Raw genomic sequence first — 22498 nt, 5'->3', positions numbered from 1 at the left:
AGCCGCGAGAATCTCAAGCAGGCCGGTGAAGACGCCGACGACACCTACGGCAACAGCGAACAGCTGAGTGGCTCCCAGGGAAGCGATCAATCCAACGCCGCCGGTGCCAGCGACAGCGGTGGCCGAGGCGAATCCGCGCGCATGAAAGCGCCGTGGCTGCATATGGCCTCGCCGGCCGGCATCACGATGAGCACACCGGAGTCGACCCACCTGGCGCAGGGCAGATCGCTCAGTGTCTCCAGCGGTGAAGATGTCAATATCGCCACCGGCAAGAGTCTGGTGGCGTCGATCTCCGAGAAGCTGTCGCTGTTCGTCTACCGCGCCGGCATCAAGCTCTTCGCCGCCAAGGGCAAGGTCGAGGTACAGGCGCAGAGTGACGAGATGGAATTGACGGCCCAGAAAGACGTCAAGATCACCTCTACCGAGGGGCGGGTCGAGATCAACGCCGCCAACGGCATTCTGCTACAGAGCGGTGGGGGCTACATCCGTATCGAAGGCGGCAATATCGATGTGCATGGCCCCGGCGCTATCGACGTCAAGGGCGCTCAGCATAGCTTTGGCGGGCCGGCGAGTATGGATATGGCAATGCCTGAATTGCCGGAGGGCGAAGACGTGCTCTGCCCACAAAAGAGTCAGGCCGCTGCCAGCGGTGGTGAAAGCACGGTGGAAAGCTAGCCGTGCGACTGATCGAAGAGCGCGAGTTCCTGACTGAGGCAGAGAGCGATGCCAAGGCCGGGCAGTTATACCGCCTGGTCGACCCATCCGATGCACCTGAACTCAGGCTGACCGATGATGCGCGTCAATCGGCGGGATTAATCAATAACCCGTTTCTGGCTCAGAGACCATCTCAGCGTCTTTATCTTTATCCAACTGCGGGCGACGGCGATCGAGATATTGCCGCGCAGCTAATTGAAGAGAAAAACCGACGGCCGGCTAGTTTGCTTGAGCCCGTACCTTTCTGTGGCTGGATAACGACCCGGCAGGCTCGCACAACTGTCGCCGGCTATCTCGGAAAACGGCTTGCACCGGTAACGCCTGACCAGAAGCCTGCCTTGCTGCGCTTCTACGACCCTCGAGTGCTGGAACACCTGACCCGCATCTTGCTTCCTTGGCAAATGTCGGCGCTGTTGGGGCCCATCGACCGGTGGGTTTATCTCGATATGGAAGGGCGTCTGCGCTGTCTTGAGCCACATGTCGACCAGCGGCGACTCGGTGATCTCAAGCTGACTGCGGAACAGTGGTGCGCGATCCGACGCATTGGCCAAGTCAATCGCTGCCGCGAACTCTATCGGACGCTTCCCGGTTCGGCAGGTCGACAAAAGGCTTCACCGTCGGATGTCGACGCTTTGGTCGTCGCGGCTCAGGAAGCGGGGCTTCGAGAGCGTCAGGACACGGCGACTTTCGTACTTCACGGATTGATGACACACAGCGATTTTTACCGCCACCCGATCATGCAGGCTTTGTTTAAGCGCCTGGATGCGAGAACGAATTATATTGGATTGTCCAATCGGCTCTCCGACGACGACTGGGAAGCGATAACGGACATGCGGGAGACGACGTAGCATGACATCAGCCACTCAAGCCAGCGCGCATGCGGTAGCGAATGAGACGCCGGGAAATGGGACCTGCCAATTCTGCGAACGCAAGGGCTTGCCGATTCTTCCTGTGCGCTACGCCGTCTGTCAGCGTAACGATCGCAATGCCGATATTCCGGAACTCGAGACCTCGAGAATCCAGGAGTTCACCGACATCATGTTGGACAAAACCCTGGTGGGCGGCGAAGAGCAGGGGCGAACCGTACCCGACGAGGTCAAAGCGGAAATTACGCAGAGCACCGGCAGTCAGGTCAACAAATACATCTTGCGTCAGCTGCGTGAGGGCTATCTCTATTTCTACGATCAGGATAATCCCAATGGCCAGCACTGGTACGCTTACGCGATCACCAGCGACGGAAAGTACTACCAGTTTCCGGTACTACAGCCGCCGGCGTTGGATGAGATCGTCTTCCCCGAACGTTGTCAGTCCAATCCCGGCGATGTCCTGAGCGCCTCGGTCGTCACCCTACCGTTCCCCGAAGATTCGGGTACGCTTTACTACGCATTTAGCGAACATCCTTGGCCTGAACCCCACATCCGCATGATTGGTAATCACCTTGATTGGCGTAACACCCACATGCAGCAGGTGGATATCTCGGCCTGGGTGGATGGGCAACAACAACCCTTTGCTTTTGGCACTGACGAGCTGGAAAAAGTCGCCGAATATAGCGAGGCGGCCAAGAGTCTTGGCGAGCAGTTCTGGTCAAGCGGCCCGAAGCGAGCGCTTTACGAGCCTGAGAAGCTCAGAGAAGTGATGAGTCAGCGACTTGATCATGCGGCCAGTGAATATCAGGGCAAGGGGCTTATCCTCGCGGTCAAGGACGAGATTGGCATCATCGATGAGTTGAATGCCTATCGGCACCAGGCGTTGGCCGAGGTCGAGAACTTTGTCTGCGAAAGTGACGGAAACCGGCGCAAGCTGCTGTGCAAACAGGCCATCGATGCTTTCAAAGAGAACTTCGCAAAGAATTACGTTGCGAGTCAGAAGAAGTCGCTGGATGACGCTGTTGATAGTGCTCGAGCCGAACGGGATGATTTTCTGGAGCAGGGGCAATCTCAAGTCGACTCCTCGCCGAGATCGCGTGCCCAACATCAGCGCAAATATGATCAGCTGAACCGGGCGGTGAGAGATGCCGAATTAGATAGAGATAACTTTAAGCTAAATCTGCAGAGCGAGGCCGCAGAGCAGGCTAGTGAACGGAGGCGACTGCAAAGCGAAATTGAACGGTTGAAGCAGGAGCAAGCCGAACGCTTGGCAGAACTCGATCGCCGAGCGGCCAGCGACGACCCGGCGGTCGCCAGATCGGCTGAAGCGATGCGGCGTGACCCGTTTTATGACAACGAGATACAGCGCAACGAGCTACTGCTACACAATACGAGATCTGAGGCCGAGCGGATGGCGGACAGGCACGCGGCTCAGCTCGACGAACTCTACGACTCCGATGCATTGGAGAAGTTTGCTGAACAGCATCGAAAGCGCACCCGTATGTGCGAGCCATTGCTGGCGCTTCATGATGGCGATTACTCGCTCTGGGTGAAACATCACTTGCTCGATGTCATTGGGCGCTATAGCCAATCCGACTACTGGATGGGATTGGGGCTGAGCGGTCTGCTGGCCAACACGCTCCGGGGCGGCATTTTGGCGCCACCTAGCGGTGAACTCTGGCAGTTCCTCGCTAGAGCGATGATGGAGAAAAGGGCGATCATTATCTCAGGGTTGTTTGCCAATAATGCCGAATTGATGGGGCAGGCACGCGACACCGTATCCTCTCTGTCCGACAGTGATCACTTATCGGCCGACACGCTGGTGGGCTGGAGCGAGCGGTTCCAAACGCAGCAGGCTGCTGCGCTAACGCTGCACGGAAGAACGCCCTCTGCCAACGATATTATCAACCGAGTGCACCCGATCCTCGGGCAGTTCTCCAATACGGTCGGTAACGCGGTGGCGGCGTTGGTAACCCAAGATCTAATCGCTGACTCCGATGGCCAGAACAAACGCTTTCTCCGCCAATTCATACGTCTGGGACAGTTGGCTTGGATGAGCGACCCCGATACACAGCAATATAAGGCGCCGCTGCCACAGCTCGTCGACGTCAAGATGACGATGGCTCAGTACGCTCATTGGTTGCAGCAGATTAATCAGCGCTACCAGGACAACCAGGCCAACAAAGGGGCCGATACCGACCTCGCCATGCCCTCTCTAACAGGCGGAGGCGGCAATTTCTCTGCCCCTATGGCGGAAAATGGTGTCGTCGTTACGACCACGATTCCCTGCTTCGGGCTCGATCCGGCGGTGGTTCAACGTCTAACCGAGAATAGTGCGCCAGGAGAGTCTTACGACGCAGAGCAGACCCAACAGCAGTGGGCAGACGTGATTCAGAGTGCTCGCGATGTCGCGGGTACGATTGCTGGCGCGGGTAACTACGGCAAGCTTTTGGCGCTCGGATTGACGGCATGGAATTTACTGCTGGCAGTCGATCAGGAACTTCTAGATGACGAAAACAGCGGTGCCGACTGGAATCGGCTAGTGAGCTCCGGGGTCGGTCTGCTCAGCGCCAGTATGGGGGCTGCCGAAGGATACCAAGCGATTCGTGTTGCCAGCATGGGGCCTGGAACAGAGGGCGCTTTAGGCAGGCTTCTCAGCGGCGACACCTGGAAATTAGGGAGCGGTCTACTCAGCGTTGCAAGCGGTATGCTCTCTGTCTGGGACGGTATGCGCAAGTTGACCGAATCATCGCGAGCCAGGCGGCTGGGGCAGTCGCTGACCGCTGACAACCTGAAGGTTTTGGGCGGTTTCGGCGTCGTGAGCGGCATCAGCACCATACTGGTAATCGGTTTTGGGGTAGTGGCAGGCCTGGCCGTGGGGCTCTTCTTTGGCATTTTGACCCTCCTGCTGGGCGTCTGGATAGTAACCCTGGTAGCGCCCTCGGTGCAGATGTGGGTCGACCGCAGCCTAGTTGGCTTTCACACCAGCCAAGTGCAAAAATTCGAGGATCTCGCCTCGGAGCAAAGTTCGCTGGAGATGGTGTTTCAGGGAGTAGTGGTGGAGCTGTCGTGGTCGCCAGTGAGGCCGGATGCGAATCAATATGTTAAATCTCCTTATGACATTGACGTCGATGGCCTAAATAAAGCCGTAGAGAGTGCTAGTCAGCAGGTAGGGGTGAATCTTTCGATTGAAATACCTGAAACACCCTCTGTAAGTCTTATCCTTGAGCTTCTGAATGTGAATGCTAACGAAACAGTGTTTAAGTGGTCTTATGAGAAACAAGCGAGTGACGAGGGGCTGGTTTCTAAGTCTGAGCGCTCAACGACTATGCAAACCTCAGCTCACCCAGAATTTTCGCTCAAGGATGGTTTTTTTTATATGGAGTATTATAAGGAATATACTAAAGAAGTTTTGAGTGATACTGCTGAGTTGAAAATATTTTTCAGTTCGAGTGGTGGGGTGTATAAGAGGGATACGTTTAGAGTGGAGATTGAGTAATGAAATTTATAATCGTTTTGTTGTTTTTTTTGTTCCCTCTTGATGCCAATGCTAGGATTCTCTTTCAAGATCCGACTGGAAAAGCTCTAAATGAGGCATATGAAGGTTTTTCGGAATCTTCTCTAAAGAGCTTAAAGGGTGCGGATCTAGGAGCAAAAGAGTATCTCTTGGGTTTGCTTTATCTAAACGGCGATAAAGAGTTTGATGTTGAGAAAAGTTGTAAAAAATCTGTCTCGCTTTTAAGTAAGGCATGGGATAGTGGGGTTGTGGATGCTGGCTATAGTTTAGCCACTTTATATTATAAAGGAGCCTGTGTAGAGAAAGATATAAAAAAAGCTAGAGCTTTGGCTGAGAAGACAGCAGAAGAAGGGTATTTGCTTTCTCAACGTATGGTTGGTAGGGCGTACTGGGGTAGGGAGTGGGGCGACCTGTTTCCGAAAAATATGGATAAGGCTATATATTGGTTAGGCAGGGCTGGTGGTTCCGGTGATAGCCAGTCAGCTGGTAATTTGTCCTATATTTATCGTGGTGGACATGGTGTGCCCAAGAATGAGAAGAAATCATTCTGTTGGATAAGTAAAGCGGCTTTCTCAAAGTTTGAAAAGGATGATTTTGGTGTTAGCTTTTCACTTTTTGCCAAATATTTCGAGAATGGTATTGGTACTGATGTTGATTTGGTTAAAGCATATAAGTATTACGATCTTGGTGGGTCGGCCGGCGTAGAGGGTAAGCAAAGAGTTGCTAAGAAAATGACTCAAGAACAGATCGACGAAGCCATTCGCCAATCGCAAGAATGGCAGAAAGAGCATAACGTTCAGGTGGGCGGTGGTTTTATTCGTCGCGCCAACTGAAGCTTTCGCGTAGGTGCTGGTGTGTGGCGGTAAGTCATCAACTGGCGCCAGCCTGTTCGACGCTAAAGGGATAATTTTATATGCCAGTCCATGAAAGTCCGGATCAAGCTTTTTACGCCAAGATCCCCTCGCTTATCGCGCTTTGCGGTGGTGGTGGATTATTGCTCGCGTCGCTGGTGGCGATCTCCAGCTCGCCGGTTTTTCCGGGGGCGCCGATCCTCGTCGCTTGTGCCCTGATCGTGGCTGGGCTTTGGTTCCAGTTCAATCCGATCGTTCGGCTCGCAGAGGGTGATGTCTCGGTCAAGCTGGCGATCATCCGCCCGCGTACGACCATTGCGATCAACCAGATAGCTCGCGTCGAAGCGACCCCGCGCGAGTGTGTGCTTTATTACCGCAAAGCCAGTTCCGGTGAAGGTAAGCTCAATATCCCGCTCAAGAGTCTGGCCAAGGAGGATCGCGAGAGGTGTACGCTTGCTTTGCGGCAGCGGGTGCAGACCGAGGCGGCCTAGGCCGATCTCATCACCAATATTCAAAAGCCCATGGCCTAGGCCATGGGCTTTTTCGTTGGTGATGACTGGTTGAATCGAGCGTTGACTCAGGCCTCATCCAGCTTCTGCTTGAGCACGCTGTTGACCTGCTGCGGGTTGGCGGTGCCGCGGGAGGCTTTCATCACCTGGCCGACGAAGTAGCCGATCATCTTGCCGCGTTTTTCCGGCTCGGCGTCGCGATACTGGGCGACCTGAACGGGGCTGTCGGCGATGACCTGGTCGACGATCGCTTCGATGGCACCGGTGTCGGTGACCTGCTTGAGGCCGCGGGCTTCGATGATCTCGTCGGCGCTCTGGCCTTCGTTGTTCCACAGCGCCGCGAAGACCTGCTTGGCGGCTTTGCCGTTGATGGTGTCGTCGAGCACGCGCTGGATCAGGCCGCCGAGCTGTTCCGGCGTGACCGGGCTGTTGCGGATATCGATGTTCTCGCGGTTGAGATGGCCGGAGAGTTCGCCCTGGACCCAGTTGGCGGCCTGTTTGGCATCCCCGCAGACGGCGAGCACGGCTTCGAAGTACTCGGCCATCGGGCGCGTCGCGGAGAGCACGCCGGCGTCATAGGTCGAAAGGCCGAGATCGGTCTCGAAGCGGTTTCGCTTGTCGGTCGGCAGTTCCGGCAGCGTCGAGCGCTGATGTTCCACATAGGCGGAGTCGAGCATGACCGGCAGCAGGTCGGGGCAGGGGAAGTAGCGGTAGTCGTTGGCTTCTTCCTTGGTTCGCATGCTGCGGGTCTCGTCCTGATCCGGATCGTAGAGCCGGGTCTCCTGGACGACTTTGCCACCCTCTTCGATCAGCTCGATCTGGCGCTCGACCTCGAACTCGATGGCGCGTTCGACGAAGCGGAACGAGTTGACGTTCTTGATCTCCGCGCGGGTGCCGAAGGTCTCTTGGCCCTTGGGGCGCACCGAGACGTTGACGTCGCAGCGCATCGAGCCTTCGGCCATGTTGCCGTCGGAGATGCCGAGGTAGGTGACGATGGCGTGGATCGCACGGATGTAGGCGACCGCTTCCTTGGCCGAGCGCATGTCGGGCTCGGAGACGATCTCGAGCAGTGGTGTGCCGGCGCGGTTGAGATCGATACCACTCATACCGTGGAAGTCTTCATGCAGCGACTTGCCGGCATCCTCTTCGAGGTGAGCGTGATGAATGCGGACGCGCTTGCGCACGTCGTCATCCAGGACGATCTCGACTTCGCCCTTGCCGACGATGGGCTGGGCCATCTGGCTGGTCTGGTAGCCTTTGGGCAGGTCCGGGTAGAAGTAGTTCTTGCGCTCGAACAGCGAGGTTTCCGGAATCTCGGCATCGATGGCGAGGCCGAACTGGACGGCCATGGCGACGGCGCCTTCGTTGAGCACCGGCAGCACGCCCGGCAGCCCCAGGTCAATCGCACAGGCCTGGGTATTGGGCGCGGCGCCGAACGCGGTAGAAGCCCCGGAAAAGATCTTGGACTGGGTCGCGAGCTGAACGTGGACTTCCAGCCCGATGACGGTTTCCCACTGCATCAGTTTGTCTCCTGGTCGGTCGGGCTGCGGCGGTGCCAATCGGTCGCCTGCTGGAACTGGTGTGCCACGTTGAGAAGCTGACCCTCGGCGAAGTGCTGACCGAGAATCTGAAGCCCGATGGGGCGCTTGCCGGAGAAGCCGGCCGGCACGCTGATGCCGGGGATGCCGGCCAGGTTGATGGCGATGGTGTAGATGTCCTGCAGGTACATCGAGACCGGGTCCTTCTTGGCGCCGAGATCGAACGCCGGGGTCGGGGCGGCCGGACCCATGAGCACATCGACTTCGTCGAAAGCATCGAGGAAGTCCTGGCGGATCAGACGGCGAACCTGCTGCGCCTTGCGGTAGTAGGCGTCGAAGAAGCCTTCCGACAGCGTGTGCGTGCCGATCAGAATACGGCGCTTGACCTCGTCGCCGAAACCCTCGGCGCGGGTACGCTTGTAGAGGTCCTCGAGATCGACCGGGTTGTCGCAGCGGTGGCCGAAGCGCACGCCGTCGTAGCGAGAGAGGTTGGAAGAGGCTTCCGCCGGGGCGATGACGTAATAGGCCGGCACCGCGAGATGGGTATGCGGCAGGCTGACCTCGCACACCTTCGCCCCGAGCGATTCGTAGACCTTGATCGCTTCACGGATGGCGCTTTCGACCTCGCTATCCAGCCCGTCGCCGAAATACTCCTTGGGCAGACCGATCTTGAGGCCGGCCAGGGGCGTGTCGAGTTCGGCGAGATAGTCCGGCACGACGCGGGCCACACTGGTGGAATCACGCAGGTCGTGCCCGGCCATGGCGCCCAGCAGGTGCGCGCAATCTTCGGCACTGCGCGCCATCGGGCCGCCCTGGTCGAGACTCGAGGCGAAGGCGATCATGCCGTAGCGGGAGACGCGCCCGTAGGTCGGCTTCAAGCCGGTGATGCCACAGAAGGCGGCGGGCTGACGGATCGAGCCGCCGGTGTCGGTGCCCAGCGCGGCGGGCGCGAAGCCAGCGGCAACGGCGGCAGCGCTGCCCCCCGAGGAGCCGCCGGGTACGGCGGTTTCGTCCCACGGATTCCTCACCGGGCCGTAGAAGCTCGACTCGTTGGAGGAGCCCATGGCGAACTCGTCCATATTGGTCTTGCCCAGGCCGATCATGCCGGCGGCCTGCAGCTTCTCGATGACGGTGGCGTTGTAGGGCGCCTGGAAGTTGTCGAGCATCTTCGAGCCGCAGCTGGTGCGAACCCCCTGGGTGCAGAAGATGTCCTTGATCGCCAGCGGCAGGCCAGCCAGCGGGCGGTCATCCCCTTTGGCGCGGGCCGCGTCGGCGGCATCGGCGGCCGCCAGCGCCTGTTCGCGAGTGACAGTAATGAAGCTGTTGATGTTGCCGTCCAGGCGCTCGATGCGATCGAGCAGGCTGGTGGTCAGCTCGCGGCTGGAGAAGTCGCCGGCTTTCAGGCCGCGGGCGAGCTCCGTGAGCGTCATTTGATGCATGGGATCGATGTTCCTGTCTGAAAACGTTGCGGCACCGTCGGGTCGTCTCGATGGGCGGTATCGTCACCCGTCGGCCAAGAGATTCGACTCGATGGCATCGCTTGAATAGCGGTGGCGTTACTCGACGACGCGCGGCACCAGGTAAAGGCCATCTTCGGTGGCCGGTGCACAGGCCTGGAAGCGCTCGCGCTGGTCACGCTCGGTGACCTCGTCGGGACGCAGACGCTGTGTGGCGTCCAGTGGGTGAGACAACGGCGCGACGCCCTCGGTATCGACAGCCTGAAGGCGGTCGACCATTTCGAGAATCTGCGTCAGGTCGTCGACGTAGCCGGCTGCTTCGGCGTCGCTGTTGAGGCCCAGGCGTGCCAGGTGCGCGGCGCGCAGCACGTCGGCGTGTTCGATTGCCATGTGAATCGTCCCCCGGTTGAAAGTCCGCATGTAAAGCTTGCGCGAACGCTGTTTCTGGCGTTCGCGACGATAGGTCGATAAATGGGGGAGACATTACCATATTCGGGCGCCATCGGGCAGGCGCGCGCTTGCTGCTGGACCCCCACGGTGATACCGTTTGCCTCCGCACAGGGTTCCGGTCTGGACTAGGTAAAAGTTTCCATGTTTAAACGTTTACGGGGGCTGTTCTCGAGCGATCTGTCGATCGATCTGGGGACCGCCAACACACTGATTTATGTCCGCGGTCGCGGTATCGTCCTGGACGAACCCTCCGTCGTGGCGATCCGCCAATCCGGCAACATGCGAAGCGTTGCGGCCGTGGGTCTCGACGCCAAACGCATGCTGGGGCGCACGCCCGGTAACATTACCGCCATCCGTCCGATGAAGGATGGCGTGATCGCCGATTTCACCGTTACCGAGCAGATGCTGCAGCATTTCATTCGCAAGGTTCATCAAAGCACTTTCCTGACCCCGAGCCCGCGCGTTCTGGTCTGCGTTCCCTGCATGTCCACGCAGGTCGAGCGCCGCGCGATCAAGGAGTCCGCGGAAGGGGCCGGCGCCCGTGATGTCTATCTGATCGAGGAGCCGATGGCGGCCGCGATCGGTGCCGGTCTGCCGGTCGAGGAAGCACAGGGCTCGATGGTCGTCGACATCGGTGGTGGTACCACCGAGATCGCCATCATCTCGCTCAATGGTGTCGTCTATTCCGAATCCGTGCGCGTCGGTGGCGACCGTTTCGACGAAGCGATCACCTCCTACGTTCGTCGTCACTACGGCAGCCTGATCGGCGAAGCCACCGCCGAGCGGATCAAGGAAGAGATCGGCTGTGCCTATCCGGGTGGCGAGCTGCGCGAGATCGACGTGCGCGGGCGCAACCTGGCCGAGGGCATCCCGCGCAGCTTCACGCTGAATTCCCACGAGATTCTCGACGCGCTGCAGGAGCCGCTGGCCTCCATTGTCGCCGCGGTCAAGAGCGCACTCGAGCAGTCTCCACCGGAGCTTGCCTCCGATATCGCCGAGCGCGGCCTGGTGCTGACGGGCGGTGGCGCAATGCTGCGCGACATCGACAAGCTGATCGCCGAGGAGACCGGGCTGCCGGTCATCATCGCCGAAGATCCGCTGACCTGCGTGGCACGCGGTGGCGGCAAGGCGCTCGAAATGATCGATCAGCACACCTTCGAGCTGCTCTCCAGCGATTGAGGCCATCCGCGACGGAAGCCCGCCGGCGGCGGACTCCGTCATCGGTAGGCGGGGGTGAGGCCTATCAAACCGCTGTTCTATTACGGCCCGATACCCACGTACCGCATGCTGCTGTGCGCGGTGCTGGCGTTCGGGCTGATGTTCGCCGAACACCGCTTCGATGCGGTGGAGACGGCGCGTTCGCACATGACCTCCCTGGTGGCGCCGATTCAATGGCTGGTCAGCCTGCCCAGCGAGGGCATGCGCTGGGGCGCGATGGCCGTGGCCGACAAGCAGGCGCTGATCGACGATAACGGTCGCCTGCGTGAGCAGTTGCTGACGCTCTCCAATCGCGTTCAGCGCATGGCGAGTCTGACGGCCGAGAACGTGCACCTGCGCGAGCTGCTGCACGCGCCCAACCCCGATGATGTGCCCTACATCACGGCGGAGCTTCTGTCGCTCGACTCCGATCCCTTCACCCAGCAGATGGTGATCAATCGCGGTCGCCGGGACGGCGCCTACATCGGTCAGCCGGTGATGGACGCCTCCGGCCTGACCGGGCAGATCGTATCGGTCTCCGCCTATACCAGTCGGGTACTGATGGTGGCCGATGCCAATCACGCCGTGCCAGTGGAGAACAACCGTAACGGGCTGCGCTTCATTGCCCAGGGCACGGGGCAACTCGATGAGCTGGACGTGCCCAATGTGCCGGCTACGGCGGATATCCGCGAAGGAGACTTGCTCGTCACTTCCGGCCTCGGCGGTCGCTTTCCCCAGGGCTATCCGGTCGCGCGGGTGGACAGCGTCAAGCACGACTCCAGTCAGACCTTCATGGAAGTGACGGCATCGCCGATCTCTCAGCTCGAGCGTTCGCGCTACTTCCTGCTGCTGTTCCCGCCCAAGCGTCCCGCCGGCAACCTGAGCGGCCCGGAGCGGATGGCGCGTCAGGTGGTCTGGCCCGGTGATCCGGGGAATCCCGAGATCGACAAGATCAACGAGGATGCGCTGACGGCGGCGTTGACCTTGATTCAACCGGCAGTGGAGCAGTAGCGATGGGCATTCTCGGCTACGGATTCGTCTGGTTCACGCTTCTTCTGGCGCTCTGTCTGCAGGTGATGCCGCTGCCGGACGCCTGGCTGGTCTGGCGTCCTGACTGGCTGGGAGTTCTGCTGGCTTACTGGTGCGTGGCAACGCCCCAGCGCGTCGGCGTGCTTCACGGCTTCGTGCTGGGGCTTGCGCTCGACTTGATCGAGGGCGCGCCGCTCGGGCAGAACGCGTTGGTGCTCTCGCTGCTCGCCTACCTGTTTCTGCTGCTGTATCAACGTTTTCGCGTCTACTCGATCTGGCAGCAGGCGCCGCTGGTGTTCGTGCTGCTGGGGATTGCTCAGCTGGTGGAGCAGTGGTTGCGCACGATCTTCGGGCCGGTATCCGTGAGCCTGGAGTTTCTGATTCCGGCGGTCATCGGTGCGCTGCTGTGGCCTTGGCTGTTCACCATGATGCAGGCGCTGCGCCGCCGGCTGGGAATCGGCTGATGGCTGTCGTGCTGCGACTCGCCTCGGCCTCGCCGCGGCGGCGCGAGCTTCTGGCTTCCATTGGCGTGGCTGTCGACGTTGCGCCCGCGGACATCGACGAGTCGCGCCACGCCGGCGAATCCGCCGAGGCGTTCGTATCTCGCCTGGCGCGGGTGAAGGCGATAGCGGGTCATCGGGCGGATGACGTGCTGCCGACGCTGGGGGCGGATACCGTGGTCGTCTGTGACGACGACATATTCGGCAAGCCGGTCGACGAAGCCGATGCCGCGCGTATGCTCTCGCGTCTGGCCGGGCGCGAGCATCGGGTGCTGTCGGCCGTCGCGGTGATCGGTGCCCGTGGCACGCTCGAGTGTCGAGTCGCGACCCGTGTCGTCATGCGTCCGATCCAGGCTGAAGAGATACAGCGCTACTGGGCGACCGGCGAGCCGCAAGACAAGGCCGGCGGCTATGCGATTCAGGGGCTGGCGTCGATATTCGTCGAGCGTATCGAGGGCAGCTACTCTGCCGTCGTCGGCTTGCCGCTCCACGAGACCGCCGAGCTGCTGAGTGCGCAGGGCGTCCCGTTGTGGCTTGCAGGCGACTGATTGGCGGCAGGCCAGTCGTGGATCGCAAACAAGCAGTCGAGCGCAAGCAAGTCGTGGAGCGCAGGCGGGTAGAACCGAGCTGATCGCCGCCTGTGCAACGCCGCAGCGGATCGTTGCCGGGGTTTCGTACCAAGGGAAGGTTAAGCGCGAGTGTCGGGCTGTGCCATAATCGGAGGCCTCTCGCGGCGCGCGCGAACCGGCAACGCCGACCAGAACCGACAAGGATGCCTGCATGAGCGGTGAGGTACTGATCAATCTAACGCCGATGGAGACGCGGGTTGCCGTGGTCGAAAACGGCGTACTGCAGGAAGCCTTCATCGAACGCAGCCGACGTCGCGGTATCGTCGGCAACATCTACAAGGGCAAGGTGGTGCGCGTGCTGCCAGGCATGCAGGCGGCGTTCATCGATGTCGGCCTCGAGCGCGCGGCTTTCATTCACGTCAACGAAGTGCTGCCGCCCGATGCGCCCCACGAAGAGCCAGCCTCGATCAGTCATCTGCTGCACGCCGGCCAGTCGCTGGTGGTGCAGGTCACCAAGGACCCGATCGGCTCCAAGGGCGCGCGTCTGACGACGCATCTGTCGATTCCCTCGCGCTATCTCGTCTACATGCCGGATTCGCCTCACGTCGGTGTCTCCCAGCGGATCGAGGATGCCGCCGAGCGCGAACGCTTGAAGGCAATGGTCGAGGCGGGCCAGTCCGAACTTGCCGACGACCATCGCGGCGGTTTCATCATTCGCACCGCGGCGGAGGGAGTCGGACGTGACGAGCTGTTCGCCGACATGGTGTTTCTCCAGCGGCTGTGGCAGAAGATCGCCGAGCGCCGCGTCTCGGCGCCGACGCCGAGTCCGATCTACGACGATCTGCCGCTGTTCATCCGCACGCTGCGCGACGTCATGCGCGACCAGATCGAGAAGGTTCGCATCGACTCGCGCGAGAACTACTTCAAGCTCAAGGAGTTCGCCCGCGAGTTCATGCCGACGGTGGAGTCCTGCATCGAGTACTACCCGGGCGAGCGGCCGATCTTCGATCTCTACAGCGTCGAAGACGAGATCCAGAAGGCGCTGAGCCGCAAGGTTCAGCTCAAGTCCGGCGGCTATCTGGTCATCGATCAGACCGAAGCGATGACCACGATCGACGTCAACACGGGCGGCTACGTCGGTCACCGCAACCTCGAAGAGACCATCTTCAAGACCAATCTCGAGGCGGCAACGGCGATTGCGCGACAGCTCAGGCTGCGCAACCTCGGCGGCATCATCATCATCGACTTCATCGACATGGAAGAGCTCGAGCATCAGCGTCAGGTGCTGCGGGTGCTGGAGAAGTCGCTGGAGCGTGATCACGCCAAGAACAAGCTCACCGGCGTTACCGAGCTCGGCCTGGTCCAGCTGACCCGCAAGCGCACCCGCGAGAGCCTGGAACAGACGCTGTGCGAACCCTGTCCTACCTGTCACGGTCGTGGCGCGCTGAAAACCCCGGAAACCGTATGCTACGAAATCTTCCGCGAGATCTTGCGCGAGGAGCGCGCCTACTCGCCGGAGACCTACATGGTGCTGGCTTCCCAAGCCGTGGTCGATCGCCTGCTCGACGAGGAGTCGGCGGCGGTTGCCGACCTCGAGTCCTTCATCGGCAAGACAATCCGCTTCCAGGTCGAGGCCCAGTACTCGCAGGAACAGTACGACATCGTGCTGATGTAAGCCGATGAGTCGTATGCGCATTGTCTGGCGGTGGCTGCTAACGCTGGTCGCACTCGGGCTATTGATCGCGGCCGTTGCCACCAGCGGCATACGTCTGTTCGCCTGGCAGATTGACCGGCTGACGCCGTGGCTGACCAGCGTTGCCGAGTCGCAACTCGATGCCGAGACGCGGATCGGGCATCTGTCTCTCGCCATTCATCACGTCGACCCGCGCGTCGCGCTCGATGGACTGGAGCTCGATAGCCATCGTGGTCAGCCCCTGCTGACGGCGACCCACGTCAGTGGTCGACTCGACAGCGCCGCCAGCTGGCAGCAGCGTTTTCCCGTGGTGAAAGACGGGCAGATCGAGGGGCTGACACTGCATCTCTATCAGCGCGAGGACGGTCGCTGGGGCTGGCCGGACGGTGCCGGTGCCGCCTGGTTCGGCGGTCAGCAGGCGGATTCAGGCAAGCGCCGGTTGACGGTGGACGACATCCTTCACCGGCTGCTGCATCAGCAGCTTGAACTCGATGATGCGAGCGTCGTGCTGCATGGGCGTGAAGGGTCGGCGCAGAGCCAGGCACAGACCCGGGCGCGAGTGTCGTTGGCCTCGCTGACGCTCGCCAGTCGGGGGCGCCAGTCGTCGATTCAGGCAGCACTCGATGTGGATGGACAAGCCGCTGGCAGGATTCACCTCACGCTGGACGGCCGTCTCGAGCGGGCCGAGGCCGGCGCGGGGCACGAGGTCGAGCGGAATGCAGGGCTGCGTGCGGCTGTCGTTGGCGAGCTCGATCTTTCCGCGCTCTCGCCGGCGATCGCTCTGGCGACTTCCGGCAGTGCCAAAGCGATCGGTGCGATCGAGGGGCAGGCCTCTGCCGGCGCCGCGTGGCGAGACGGCGATTGGCGCAAAGGCACGCTGTCACTCGATGTGCCACGGCTGCGACTCGTCGATACCACCAATCGGATCTCCGAGACCCTGACCGACCTGGGTCTGGACGCCGGGCTGGCGCGCGACGGAGACGGCGGCTGGCAGGCCTGGGTCGATCACTTTCGCGCGTCGCACGCCGGGCTGTCGGCCGTCGACTGGCCCGAGCACCTGGTGGCGCGCTCGACGGCGCAGGGCTGGTGGCTGCGAACGTCGCCGTTCGAGCTCGACGGCATCACCGACTATCTGCGCTATCTGCCGCTGCCGTTCAAGGTGGCGCAGACGCTGATCCAGCTCGATCCGCACGGTCGCGTCGCAGGCCTGGAGCTCGGCCAGGATAGCGGCGAGTGGTACGCCCAGTCCGCGCTCGAGGGGGTATCGGTCACGGCCTGGAACGAGATTCCGGGCGGCGGCCCGTTCGATGCCTGGGCCACTTTTCGGCATCGTAGCGGCACCGTGACCTTTGCCGGCGACGACACCTTGGCGTTCGCGGTGCCTACGGTCTATGCCGAACCGCTCGATCTCACCGGTGCCAGCGGTCAGGTCGACTGGCAGATCACGGCCGATGGCGCGGTGATCAGCGGCGAAAACCTGAAGGCTGGCTGGCGCGGGGCGAGTGCGGCGGGCAAGTTTGGCCTCATGACCTACGACACCCGCGACAAGCCGGGCAACTTCTCGCTCGATCTCTCCTTCGCCAATGCCGATGCGCGCAGTACCCGCGTGCTCTCGTGGCTACCGACCCGGGTGATCGACGATGCCGAGCTGCGCCAGTGGTTCGCCGGTGACATCGGTGGCATCGTCAAACAGGGGCGTCTCGGTCTCTCGGTCACCCTGACCGACAAGGACGCGCCCGAGGGGAAGATGTTCGTCAATCCGGACGACCGGCTGACGCTGTCGCTCGATATCGCGGATGGGCGGCTACAGTACGCGCCCGAGTGGCCGGCGCTGGAGAAGGTGTACGGCCATCTGCAGCTGGACAACATGAATCTCGATGCCAGAGTCGATCACGCCACGAGCCACGGGCTCACGACGCGCGATGCCACGGTCTCGATGAAAGACAAGCAGTTGGCCATCGACGGCCACGTCAGCGGCAGCAGTGCAGGGTTACTCGACTTTCTGGGGCACGCGCCGCTGGAGTCTTTGAGCGAGTCGTTTGCGCGCTGGCAGAGTGAGGGCAAGGTCAATGCGAACTTGCATATTGCGATGCCGATGGGCGACGAGAGCGACGCCGAAACCGACATGACGGTCGATGTGGACAGCCGTGCCGATATCGACTCGTTGACGTTTCCCGAACTGCAGCTGACCCTTGCCGATATCAGCGGCGGCTTGCGCTACCGGCGTGACCAGGGGAAGGATTACCTCACCGGCAGTCTGGCTGCCGAAGCTTTCGATGGACCGGTGACCGGGCGTTTCGATATCGGCGGGTCGCAGACCGGCCACAGCGCGATCGACTTCGAGGGGCGCGCGGCGGGACGAGGGCTTCTGCAGTGGGCAGGGCTTTCGAAAGTCGGCGGGTTGCTCGATGGCGGTTTCCCCTATCAGGCGAGCGTGGCGTTCGATGCTCAGAACAACGCAAGTCTCGAGGTCAGAAGCGACCTGAAGGGGCTGGCTATCCATCTGCCAGCGCCCTTCGGCAAGGCCGCCGATGTGCCGGCGCCGCTGTCGATAAATGCCGACATTGCCGCCGGTACTGGCCAGGTCTCGCTCGCCGATTGGGGGCGGGCACGGTGGCGGACGCTGGGCGAGCAGGTTCAGGGGCAGGTGTGGCTGGAAGGGTGGCCGGGGGCGGACGCCGCCTGGCCGAGCGAGCCGGGCTGGTACGTTCTGTGGCGGCCGAACCGGATCGATACGCAGCGCTGGGCCAAGGCGCTGACCGCACTGAAGGCGTCGCCCGATCAGCCTGCCGATCAGACGCCGGTGCAAACCTCGATCGCCGATGACAGCGATGACGAGGGCAACCAGCCGATCAACGATGGCGGCGGACTCAAGCGGGTGGCAGTTTCCACCCCTTGTATCCTGGTCGACGGTCGCTGCCTGGGCGGGCTGCAGGCGGATGCCTCGCCGCTCTCGGGTGGCTGGCGGCTGTCGCTGGATGGCGAAATCGCGGCCGGAGAGGCGAGCTGGCAACCCGATGCCCAGACGCCGATAGACGTGGATCTCGAGCGCCTCAACCTCGATGCGTTGACGCCGGCTTCTGACGAAGACGACGGCGAAGACAATGGCAGCGACAGCCAGGGCAGCGCCAGCCAACTGATGGATCAGATCGAGATCGCGCCGCATCCGAGCGCGCTGCCGTCGGGGCTGGACCAGCTGCCGGACGGTCATGTGCGGATCGCCGACTTCGAGCGCCAGGGCCAGCATTTCGGTCCCCTCGAGGCGCGCTGGCACGCCACCGATCGTCGCCTGATGATCGATCCGCTGAGGCTGTCATTGGGTGAGCTCGACCTCGACGGGCAGCTTGGCTGGGAGGCGTCGGGCGACGCCAGTCTCAGTCGGGCGCACCTGAGCGTCAGCGGTGGCGACGTCGGTTCAGCCTTTGCGGCGATGAATCAGCCGGTTCCGGTGGTCAGCGAAACCAGTCAGGCCGAACTGCAGTTGACCTGGCCTGGTGCGCCCTGGCAATTCGCGCTGCCGCTTTCGAGCGGGCGCGTCAGCGCGTCGATGACCAATGGTCGGCTGCGCCAGATCCACTCCTCATCGGCCAAACTGGTGGGGCTATTCAATCTGGATAACATTCTGCGCCGGCTGCAGCTCGATTTCTCCGACGTGACCAGCGGTGGAACCGCTTTCAATCGGATCGACGGCAGCGCTACTCTGTACAACGGCATTCTGAAGACGGAAGGGCCGGTCGTGGTCGACGGTACCTCGACGCGATTCACGGTCGCTGGCAGCGTCGACCTCAATCGACAGACGCTCGATCAGCGCCTCGGCATCACGGTGCCGGTCAGCCAGAACCTCCCGCTGGTCGCGGTGATGGCCGGCGCGCCGCAGGTCGGGTTAGGCCTTTTTCTCTTCGACAAGCTGTTTGGCCAGTGGCTGGACAGCGTGACGCAGATCTATTACCGAATCGAGGGCCCCTGGTCCTCTCCGAACATCAGCCTGGAAAGTGCCCAATGAGTCAGATGAAAGACGCAGGTGACGACGCGCTGAAACAGGCGACGAACCTACTGCTGGCGCCCGGCGGGCTCGACGTGAGCTCGCTCGATGCCGGGCTGGGTCACGCCATGGGCCCCGGCATCGACTACGCCGATCTCTTCTTCCAGCGCACCTGGCACGAGATGTGGGTGCTGGAGGATGGCGAGGTAAAGGACGCAAGCTACAACATCGACGGCGGCGTCGGCGTGCGCTCGCTCTCCGGCGAAAAAAGCGGCTTTGCCTACTCGAGCCAGATCAGCCAGGACGCACTGGTGGACACGGGGCGCACCGCTTCCGGCATCGCGCGCAGCGGGGATCGCCTCAAGCCGGCCGCGGTTCGACCGGTCTCTGCTCCGTCCCGGTATCAGGGCGTCGACCCCCTGAGCGGACTCTCCGCCGAAGACAAGATCGCCATGCTCAAGGAAGCGGATCGCGTCGCGCGCGCCGCCGACCCGGCGGTCACTCAGGTCAGCGCCTCGCTGACCGGCGTGCACGAGGTGGTACTGGTCTGCGCCAGCGATGGCACGCTGGCCGCGGATATCCGTCCGCTGGTGCGGCTCAATGTGAATGTCATCGTCGCGCGTGACGGCAAGCGCGAACGGGGCAGTGCTGGCGGCGGCGGGCGTTATGCGATGGAGCGCCTGCGCGATGAGAAGGTTGCCGCGACCTACGCGCGTGAAGCCGTGCGTCAGGCATTGGTCAATCTGGAAGCGGTCGACGCGCCGGCAGGGCAGATGCCGGTGGTGCTGGCCAACGGCTGGCCCGGCATTCTGCTGCATGAAGCCGTCGGCCACGGCCTGGAAGGGGACTTCAATCGCAAGGGCAGCTCATCGTTCGCTGGACGTCTGGGCGAGCAGGTCGCCTCCAAAGGCGTGACGGTGGTCGATGATGCCACGCTGACCGATCGCCGAGGTTCGCTGAGTGTCGATGACGAAGGCACGCCCGGCCAGTACACGCCGCTGATCGAGGACGGCATTCTCACCGGTTACATGCAGGACAAGCTCAACGCCCGTCTGATGGGCATGCAGCCGACCGGCAATGCGCGGCGCGAATCCTACGCGCACACCATCATGCCGCGCATGACCAACACCTGCATGCTGGCGGGCAAGGACGACCCGCAGGAGATCGTGGCCAGCGTCAAGCGCGGGCTCTACGCCGTCAGCTTCGGCGGTGGGCAGGTGGATATTACCTCCGGCAAGTTCGTCTTCTCGGCCAGCGAGGCGTATCTGATCGAAGATGGCCGGATCACCACGCCGGTGAAGGGGGCGACATTGATCGGCAGCGGGCCGGAGGCCATGTCGCAAGTCTCGATGATCGGCAACGACATGGCGCTGGATACCGGGATCGGTATCTGCGGCAAGGAGGGGCAGGGCGTGCCGGTCGGCGTCGGTCAGCCGACGTTGAAGTTAGACGGGATTACGGTCGGTGGCACGGCTTCTTGAGCTGGACGGGCCTGCGCTTCGGCCATGCGGCGTTGAAAGCCGGCGTTGGCATGCTCATTGAGTCCCCCCTCAACTGCGCTGTCTCGCCGTCTTTCGCCTTGCCTGGCTCTAGCTCGGCCTCGTCCAGGATTGCGATGATGTCGTCAAACGCCAACGGTATCGCGAATCAGCTGGAACAGCTTGCGTGCGCTGGCGGGCGATTTGCCGCGCTGGCGCTCGGCGCGGGCGTTGCGAATGAGCTGGCGCAGCGATTGGCGGTCGACATGAGGGTGGGCCTCGATGAAAGGCTCGAGCGCTTCGTCGTCGTCGATGAGACGGTCGCGCCACTGTTCGAGGCGGTGAAAGGCGGCATTGCGCTGGACATGCTCCTGATCGATGTCGTCGAACGCGGCCTGGATCGCCGCGCGGTCCTCCTTGCGCATGACCTTGCCGACGTACTGCATGTGGCGGCGGCGGCCCTCGTGGGAGCGGATACGTCTGGTCTCCTCGACGGCGTCGAGCATGTCATCGGAGAGCGGCAGGCGCGCTCGCACTGCCGGGTCCAGCGCAATGATGCGTTCGCCCAGGGCCTGGAGCTCCTGCATCTCGCGCTTCAGCTGGCTCTTGCTGAGTGGCGCGTCGTCCTCGAAAGGGGCGTCTCTATCGTTCTCGAGAGAGGTGTCTCTATCCGGATTCTTGGCCATGTCCCAACCCATGTCGTGGCTACGGTTTTCGTTGCGGCGCTGGCGATGATCGCCAGGGCACTGGTCGCGACGACCATGATCTTAATCAACAGTCTTACGCCAGCGGCAGCAGAGGGGCGCAGTATATCAGCGCTTCACTTGCTCATGCGTTTTCAGTCAGGAGTTTGAGATGAGTCAGGCTTTCAATGCCGTCGAGCAGCAGTCGCGCCTGGAAGAGCGCGTGGCCATGGCGCTCGAGCACGCCAGGCGCGCGGGCGCCGATGCCTGCGAAGTAGGGGCGAGCGTCGATCAGGGTATCGGTGTGAGTGTGCGGCTCGGTGACACCGAGAGTGTCGAGCTCTCGCGCGATCAGGGCATTGCCGTCACGGTGTATGTCGGTCAGCGCAAGGGCAACGCCTCCTCCTCGGATGCCAGTGACGCGTCGATCCGTGCCGCCGTGGAGAAGGCGGTCTCGATCGCCAACTACACCGGAGAGGACCCCGCAGCGGGCCTGGCGGCGGCCGAGCTGATGGCTCGTGAGCTGCCGGATCTCGACCTGCATCACCCCTGGGCGTTGACGACCGACGAGGCAGTCGAGCTGGCGCTGCGCTGTGAAGACGCCGGCCGCGAGCAGGCGGGAATTACCAACTCCGAGGGCGCGAGCCTGTCGTCGTCGGAGGTGGTCACGGTCTACACCAACAGTCACGGATTTCTCGGCAGCAAGCGCGGCACGCGTCATTCGCTCTCGTGTCTGTTGATCGCCGGCAGCGGCGACGGCATGCAGCGAGACCATGACTTCACCACTGCGCGCCGCGCCGGCGATCTGGTAGCGCCCGAAACCGTCGGCCGCCGCGCGGCGGAGCGCACGCTGCGGCGATTGAATGCTCGCCGCCCCGCGACGGGTCGACTGCCGGTGATCTTCGCCCCGGAAATGGCGCGGGGGCTGGTCGGCAACCTGCTCAATAGCATCGCCGGTGGGGCGCTCTATCGCGAATCGTCGTTTCTGTGCGATCAGCTGGGAGAGTCACTCTTTCCCGACTGGTTCACGCTCGGCGAACATCCACGGGAGCGGGGCGGTCTGTCCAGCGCGGCATTCGACAGCGATGGCGTGGCGACGCGGGACAACGTCTTCATCGAGGACGGCCGGTTGGCGAGCTATATGCTCTCGGCCTACAGCGCACGGCGGCTCGGCATGGAGACGACCGCCAATGCGGGCGGCGCGCGCAACGTGAAGATCCAGTCACCGACCGAATCGCTCGACGCCCTGATGGCGCGGATGGGCACCGGCATTCTGATCACCGAAATGATGGGGCAGGGTTTGAATCCGGTGACCGGAGACTATTCCCGCGGGGCGGCGGGATTCTGGGTCGAGAACGGCCAGCTTTCGCACCCGGTCGAGGAGTTTACCGTTGCCGGCAATCTGCGCGACATGTTCGCCAACCTGCAGGGGCTCGGTGGCGATGTCGATACTCGCGGTAGCATT

Annotated in this window: 17 protein-coding genes; 13 read left to right on the top strand and 4 right to left on the bottom strand. The window is 62.0% G+C overall.

Annotation, left to right across the window (positions count from 1 at the left end):
- From IE125_RS16685 to IE125_RS16665, 5 genes are all read left to right on the top strand, one after another.
- On the top strand, nt 1-675 hold a 675-nt coding region (locus IE125_RS16685), incomplete at its 5' end, for a DUF2345 domain-containing protein (protein WP_189445801.1).
- Nucleotides 676-677: 2 nt separating this feature from the next.
- Nucleotides 678-1562 carry a DUF4123 domain-containing protein gene (locus tag IE125_RS16680; protein ID WP_189445800.1) on the top strand — a complete coding sequence of 295 codons (885 nt, stop codon included), beginning with the start codon at nt 678-680 and terminating at the stop codon, nt 1560-1562.
- A gap of 1 nt (nt 1563) precedes the next feature.
- Nucleotides 1564-5079: a T6SS effector BTH_I2691 family protein gene (locus tag IE125_RS16675; RefSeq protein WP_189445799.1), complete on the top strand. Its 3516-nt coding sequence runs from the start codon at nt 1564-1566 to the stop codon at nt 5077-5079.
- Entirely contained in the window at nt 5079-5930 is an 852-nt protein-coding gene (locus IE125_RS16670; protein ID WP_189445798.1) for a tetratricopeptide repeat protein, read from the top strand. Before IE125_RS16675 ends, IE125_RS16670 begins: the two co-directional genes overlap by 1 nt.
- A gap of 80 nt (nt 5931-6010) precedes the next feature.
- Nucleotides 6011-6439 carry a hypothetical protein gene (locus IE125_RS16665; RefSeq protein ID WP_189445797.1) on the top strand — a complete coding sequence of 143 codons (429 nt, stop codon included), beginning with the start codon at nt 6011-6013 and terminating at the stop codon, nt 6437-6439.
- A gap of 86 nt (nt 6440-6525) precedes the next feature.
- Here the strand turns inward: IE125_RS16665 and gatB are convergent, their stop codons facing one another.
- The 3 genes from gatB to gatC form a co-directional block, all read right to left on the bottom strand.
- Nucleotides 6526-7977, bottom strand: a complete 1452-nt coding sequence (gatB, locus tag IE125_RS16660; protein WP_189445796.1) for an Asp-tRNA(Asn)/Glu-tRNA(Gln) amidotransferase subunit GatB — start codon at nt 7975-7977, stop codon at nt 6526-6528.
- Nucleotides 7977-9434, bottom strand: coding sequence for an Asp-tRNA(Asn)/Glu-tRNA(Gln) amidotransferase subunit GatA (gatA, locus tag IE125_RS16655; RefSeq protein ID WP_189445795.1), 1458 nt, complete (start codon nt 9432-9434; stop codon nt 7977-7979). Before gatA ends, gatB begins: the two co-directional genes overlap by 1 nt.
- 117 nt (nt 9435-9551) lie before the next feature.
- The gene (gene gatC, locus IE125_RS16650) at nt 9552-9842 is read right to left on the bottom strand and encodes an Asp-tRNA(Asn)/Glu-tRNA(Gln) amidotransferase subunit GatC (protein WP_189445794.1); all 291 of its coding nucleotides are present in this window, start codon (nt 9840-9842) and stop codon (nt 9552-9554) included.
- Between the two features lie 201 nt (nt 9843-10043).
- Here gatC and IE125_RS16645 point away from each other — a divergent pair, with 201 nt between their 5' ends.
- The 7 genes from IE125_RS16645 to tldD all read left to right on the top strand — a co-directional run bounded on the left by IE125_RS16645 (nt 10044) and on the right by tldD (nt 20353).
- Entirely contained in the window at nt 10044-11081 is a 1038-nt protein-coding gene (locus tag IE125_RS16645; RefSeq protein ID WP_189445793.1) for a rod shape-determining protein, read from the top strand.
- Nucleotides 11082-11186: 105 nt separating this feature from the next.
- Complete coding sequence (mreC, locus tag IE125_RS16640) at nt 11187-12110, top strand: rod shape-determining protein MreC (protein WP_189445824.1); 924 nt, start codon at nt 11187-11189, stop codon at nt 12108-12110.
- Nucleotides 12111-12112: 2 nt separating this feature from the next.
- On the top strand, nt 12113-12592 hold the full coding sequence (gene mreD, locus IE125_RS16635; protein ID WP_189445792.1) for a rod shape-determining protein MreD: 480 nt from the start codon (nt 12113-12115) through the stop codon (nt 12590-12592).
- Entirely contained in the window at nt 12592-13176 is a 585-nt protein-coding gene (locus IE125_RS16630) for a Maf family protein (protein ID WP_189445791.1), read from the top strand. Before mreD ends, IE125_RS16630 begins: the two co-directional genes overlap by 1 nt.
- A 232-nt stretch (nt 13177-13408) precedes the next feature.
- Entirely contained in the window at nt 13409-14872 is a 1464-nt protein-coding gene (gene rng, locus IE125_RS16625; RefSeq protein WP_189445790.1) for a ribonuclease G, read from the top strand.
- A 13-nt stretch (nt 14873-14885) separates the two neighbouring features.
- The gene (locus IE125_RS16620) at nt 14886-18893 is read left to right on the top strand and encodes a YhdP family phospholipid transporter (RefSeq protein WP_189445789.1); all 4008 of its coding nucleotides are present in this window, start codon (nt 14886-14888) and stop codon (nt 18891-18893) included.
- A 5-nt stretch (nt 18894-18898) separates the two neighbouring features.
- Nucleotides 18899-20353, top strand: a complete 1455-nt coding sequence (gene tldD, locus IE125_RS16615) for a metalloprotease TldD (RefSeq protein ID WP_189445823.1) — start codon at nt 18899-18901, stop codon at nt 20351-20353.
- 143 nt (nt 20354-20496) lie between these two features.
- Here the strand turns inward: tldD and yjgA are convergent, their stop codons facing one another.
- Nucleotides 20497-21036 (bottom strand): ribosome biogenesis factor YjgA, encoded by a 540-nt coding sequence (gene yjgA / locus IE125_RS16610; RefSeq protein ID WP_189445788.1) that lies wholly within the window; start codon nt 21034-21036, stop codon nt 20497-20499.
- Between the two features lie 169 nt (nt 21037-21205).
- Between yjgA and pmbA the strand changes: the two genes are divergently transcribed.
- Nucleotides 21206-22498 (top strand): metalloprotease PmbA (gene pmbA, locus IE125_RS16605; protein WP_189445787.1); only part of this gene is annotated, 1293 nt, incomplete at its 3' end.

It is taken from the genome of Salinicola rhizosphaerae (genome assembly GCF_014652715.1).
In the GTDB taxonomy this organism is placed as follows: Bacteria; Pseudomonadota; Gammaproteobacteria; order Pseudomonadales; family Halomonadaceae; genus Salinicola; species Salinicola rhizosphaerae.
Note: the sequence above shows the minus strand (reverse complement) of the source record. Positions and strands in the feature narration are given on the sequence as shown.

Excerpts from the sequence above, each read along its gene's own strand:
- gatC (WP_189445794.1), bottom strand. The coding sequence starts at position 9,842 with ATGGCAATCGAACACGCCGACGTGCTGCGCGCCGCGCACCTGGCACGC.
- IE125_RS16645 (WP_189445793.1), top strand. The coding sequence starts at position 10,044 with ATGTTTAAACGTTTACGGGGGCTGTTCTCGAGCGATCTGTCGATCGAT.
- IE125_RS16670 (WP_189445798.1), top strand. The coding sequence starts at position 5,079 with ATGAAATTTATAATCGTTTTGTTGTTTTTTTTGTTCCCTCTTGATGCC.
- gatB (WP_189445796.1), bottom strand. The coding sequence starts at position 7,977 with ATGCAGTGGGAAACCGTCATCGGGCTGGAAGTCCACGTTCAGCTCGCG.
- IE125_RS16630 (WP_189445791.1), top strand. The coding sequence starts at position 12,592 with ATGGCTGTCGTGCTGCGACTCGCCTCGGCCTCGCCGCGGCGGCGCGAG.
- IE125_RS16620 (WP_189445789.1), top strand. The coding sequence starts at position 14,886 with ATGCGCATTGTCTGGCGGTGGCTGCTAACGCTGGTCGCACTCGGGCTA.
- yjgA (WP_189445788.1), bottom strand. The coding sequence starts at position 21,036 with ATGGCCAAGAATCCGGATAGAGACACCTCTCTCGAGAACGATAGAGAC.
- gatA (WP_189445795.1), bottom strand. The coding sequence starts at position 9,434 with ATGCATCAAATGACGCTCACGGAGCTCGCCCGCGGCCTGAAAGCCGGC.
- rng (WP_189445790.1), top strand. The coding sequence starts at position 13,409 with ATGAGCGGTGAGGTACTGATCAATCTAACGCCGATGGAGACGCGGGTT.
- tldD (WP_189445823.1), top strand. The coding sequence starts at position 18,899 with ATGAAAGACGCAGGTGACGACGCGCTGAAACAGGCGACGAACCTACTG.
- IE125_RS16665 (WP_189445797.1), top strand. The coding sequence starts at position 6,011 with ATGCCAGTCCATGAAAGTCCGGATCAAGCTTTTTACGCCAAGATCCCC.
- IE125_RS16675 (WP_189445799.1), top strand. The coding sequence starts at position 1,564 with ATGACATCAGCCACTCAAGCCAGCGCGCATGCGGTAGCGAATGAGACG.
- mreD (WP_189445792.1), top strand. The coding sequence starts at position 12,113 with ATGGGCATTCTCGGCTACGGATTCGTCTGGTTCACGCTTCTTCTGGCG.
- mreC (WP_189445824.1), top strand. The coding sequence starts at position 11,187 with ATGCTGCTGTGCGCGGTGCTGGCGTTCGGGCTGATGTTCGCCGAACAC.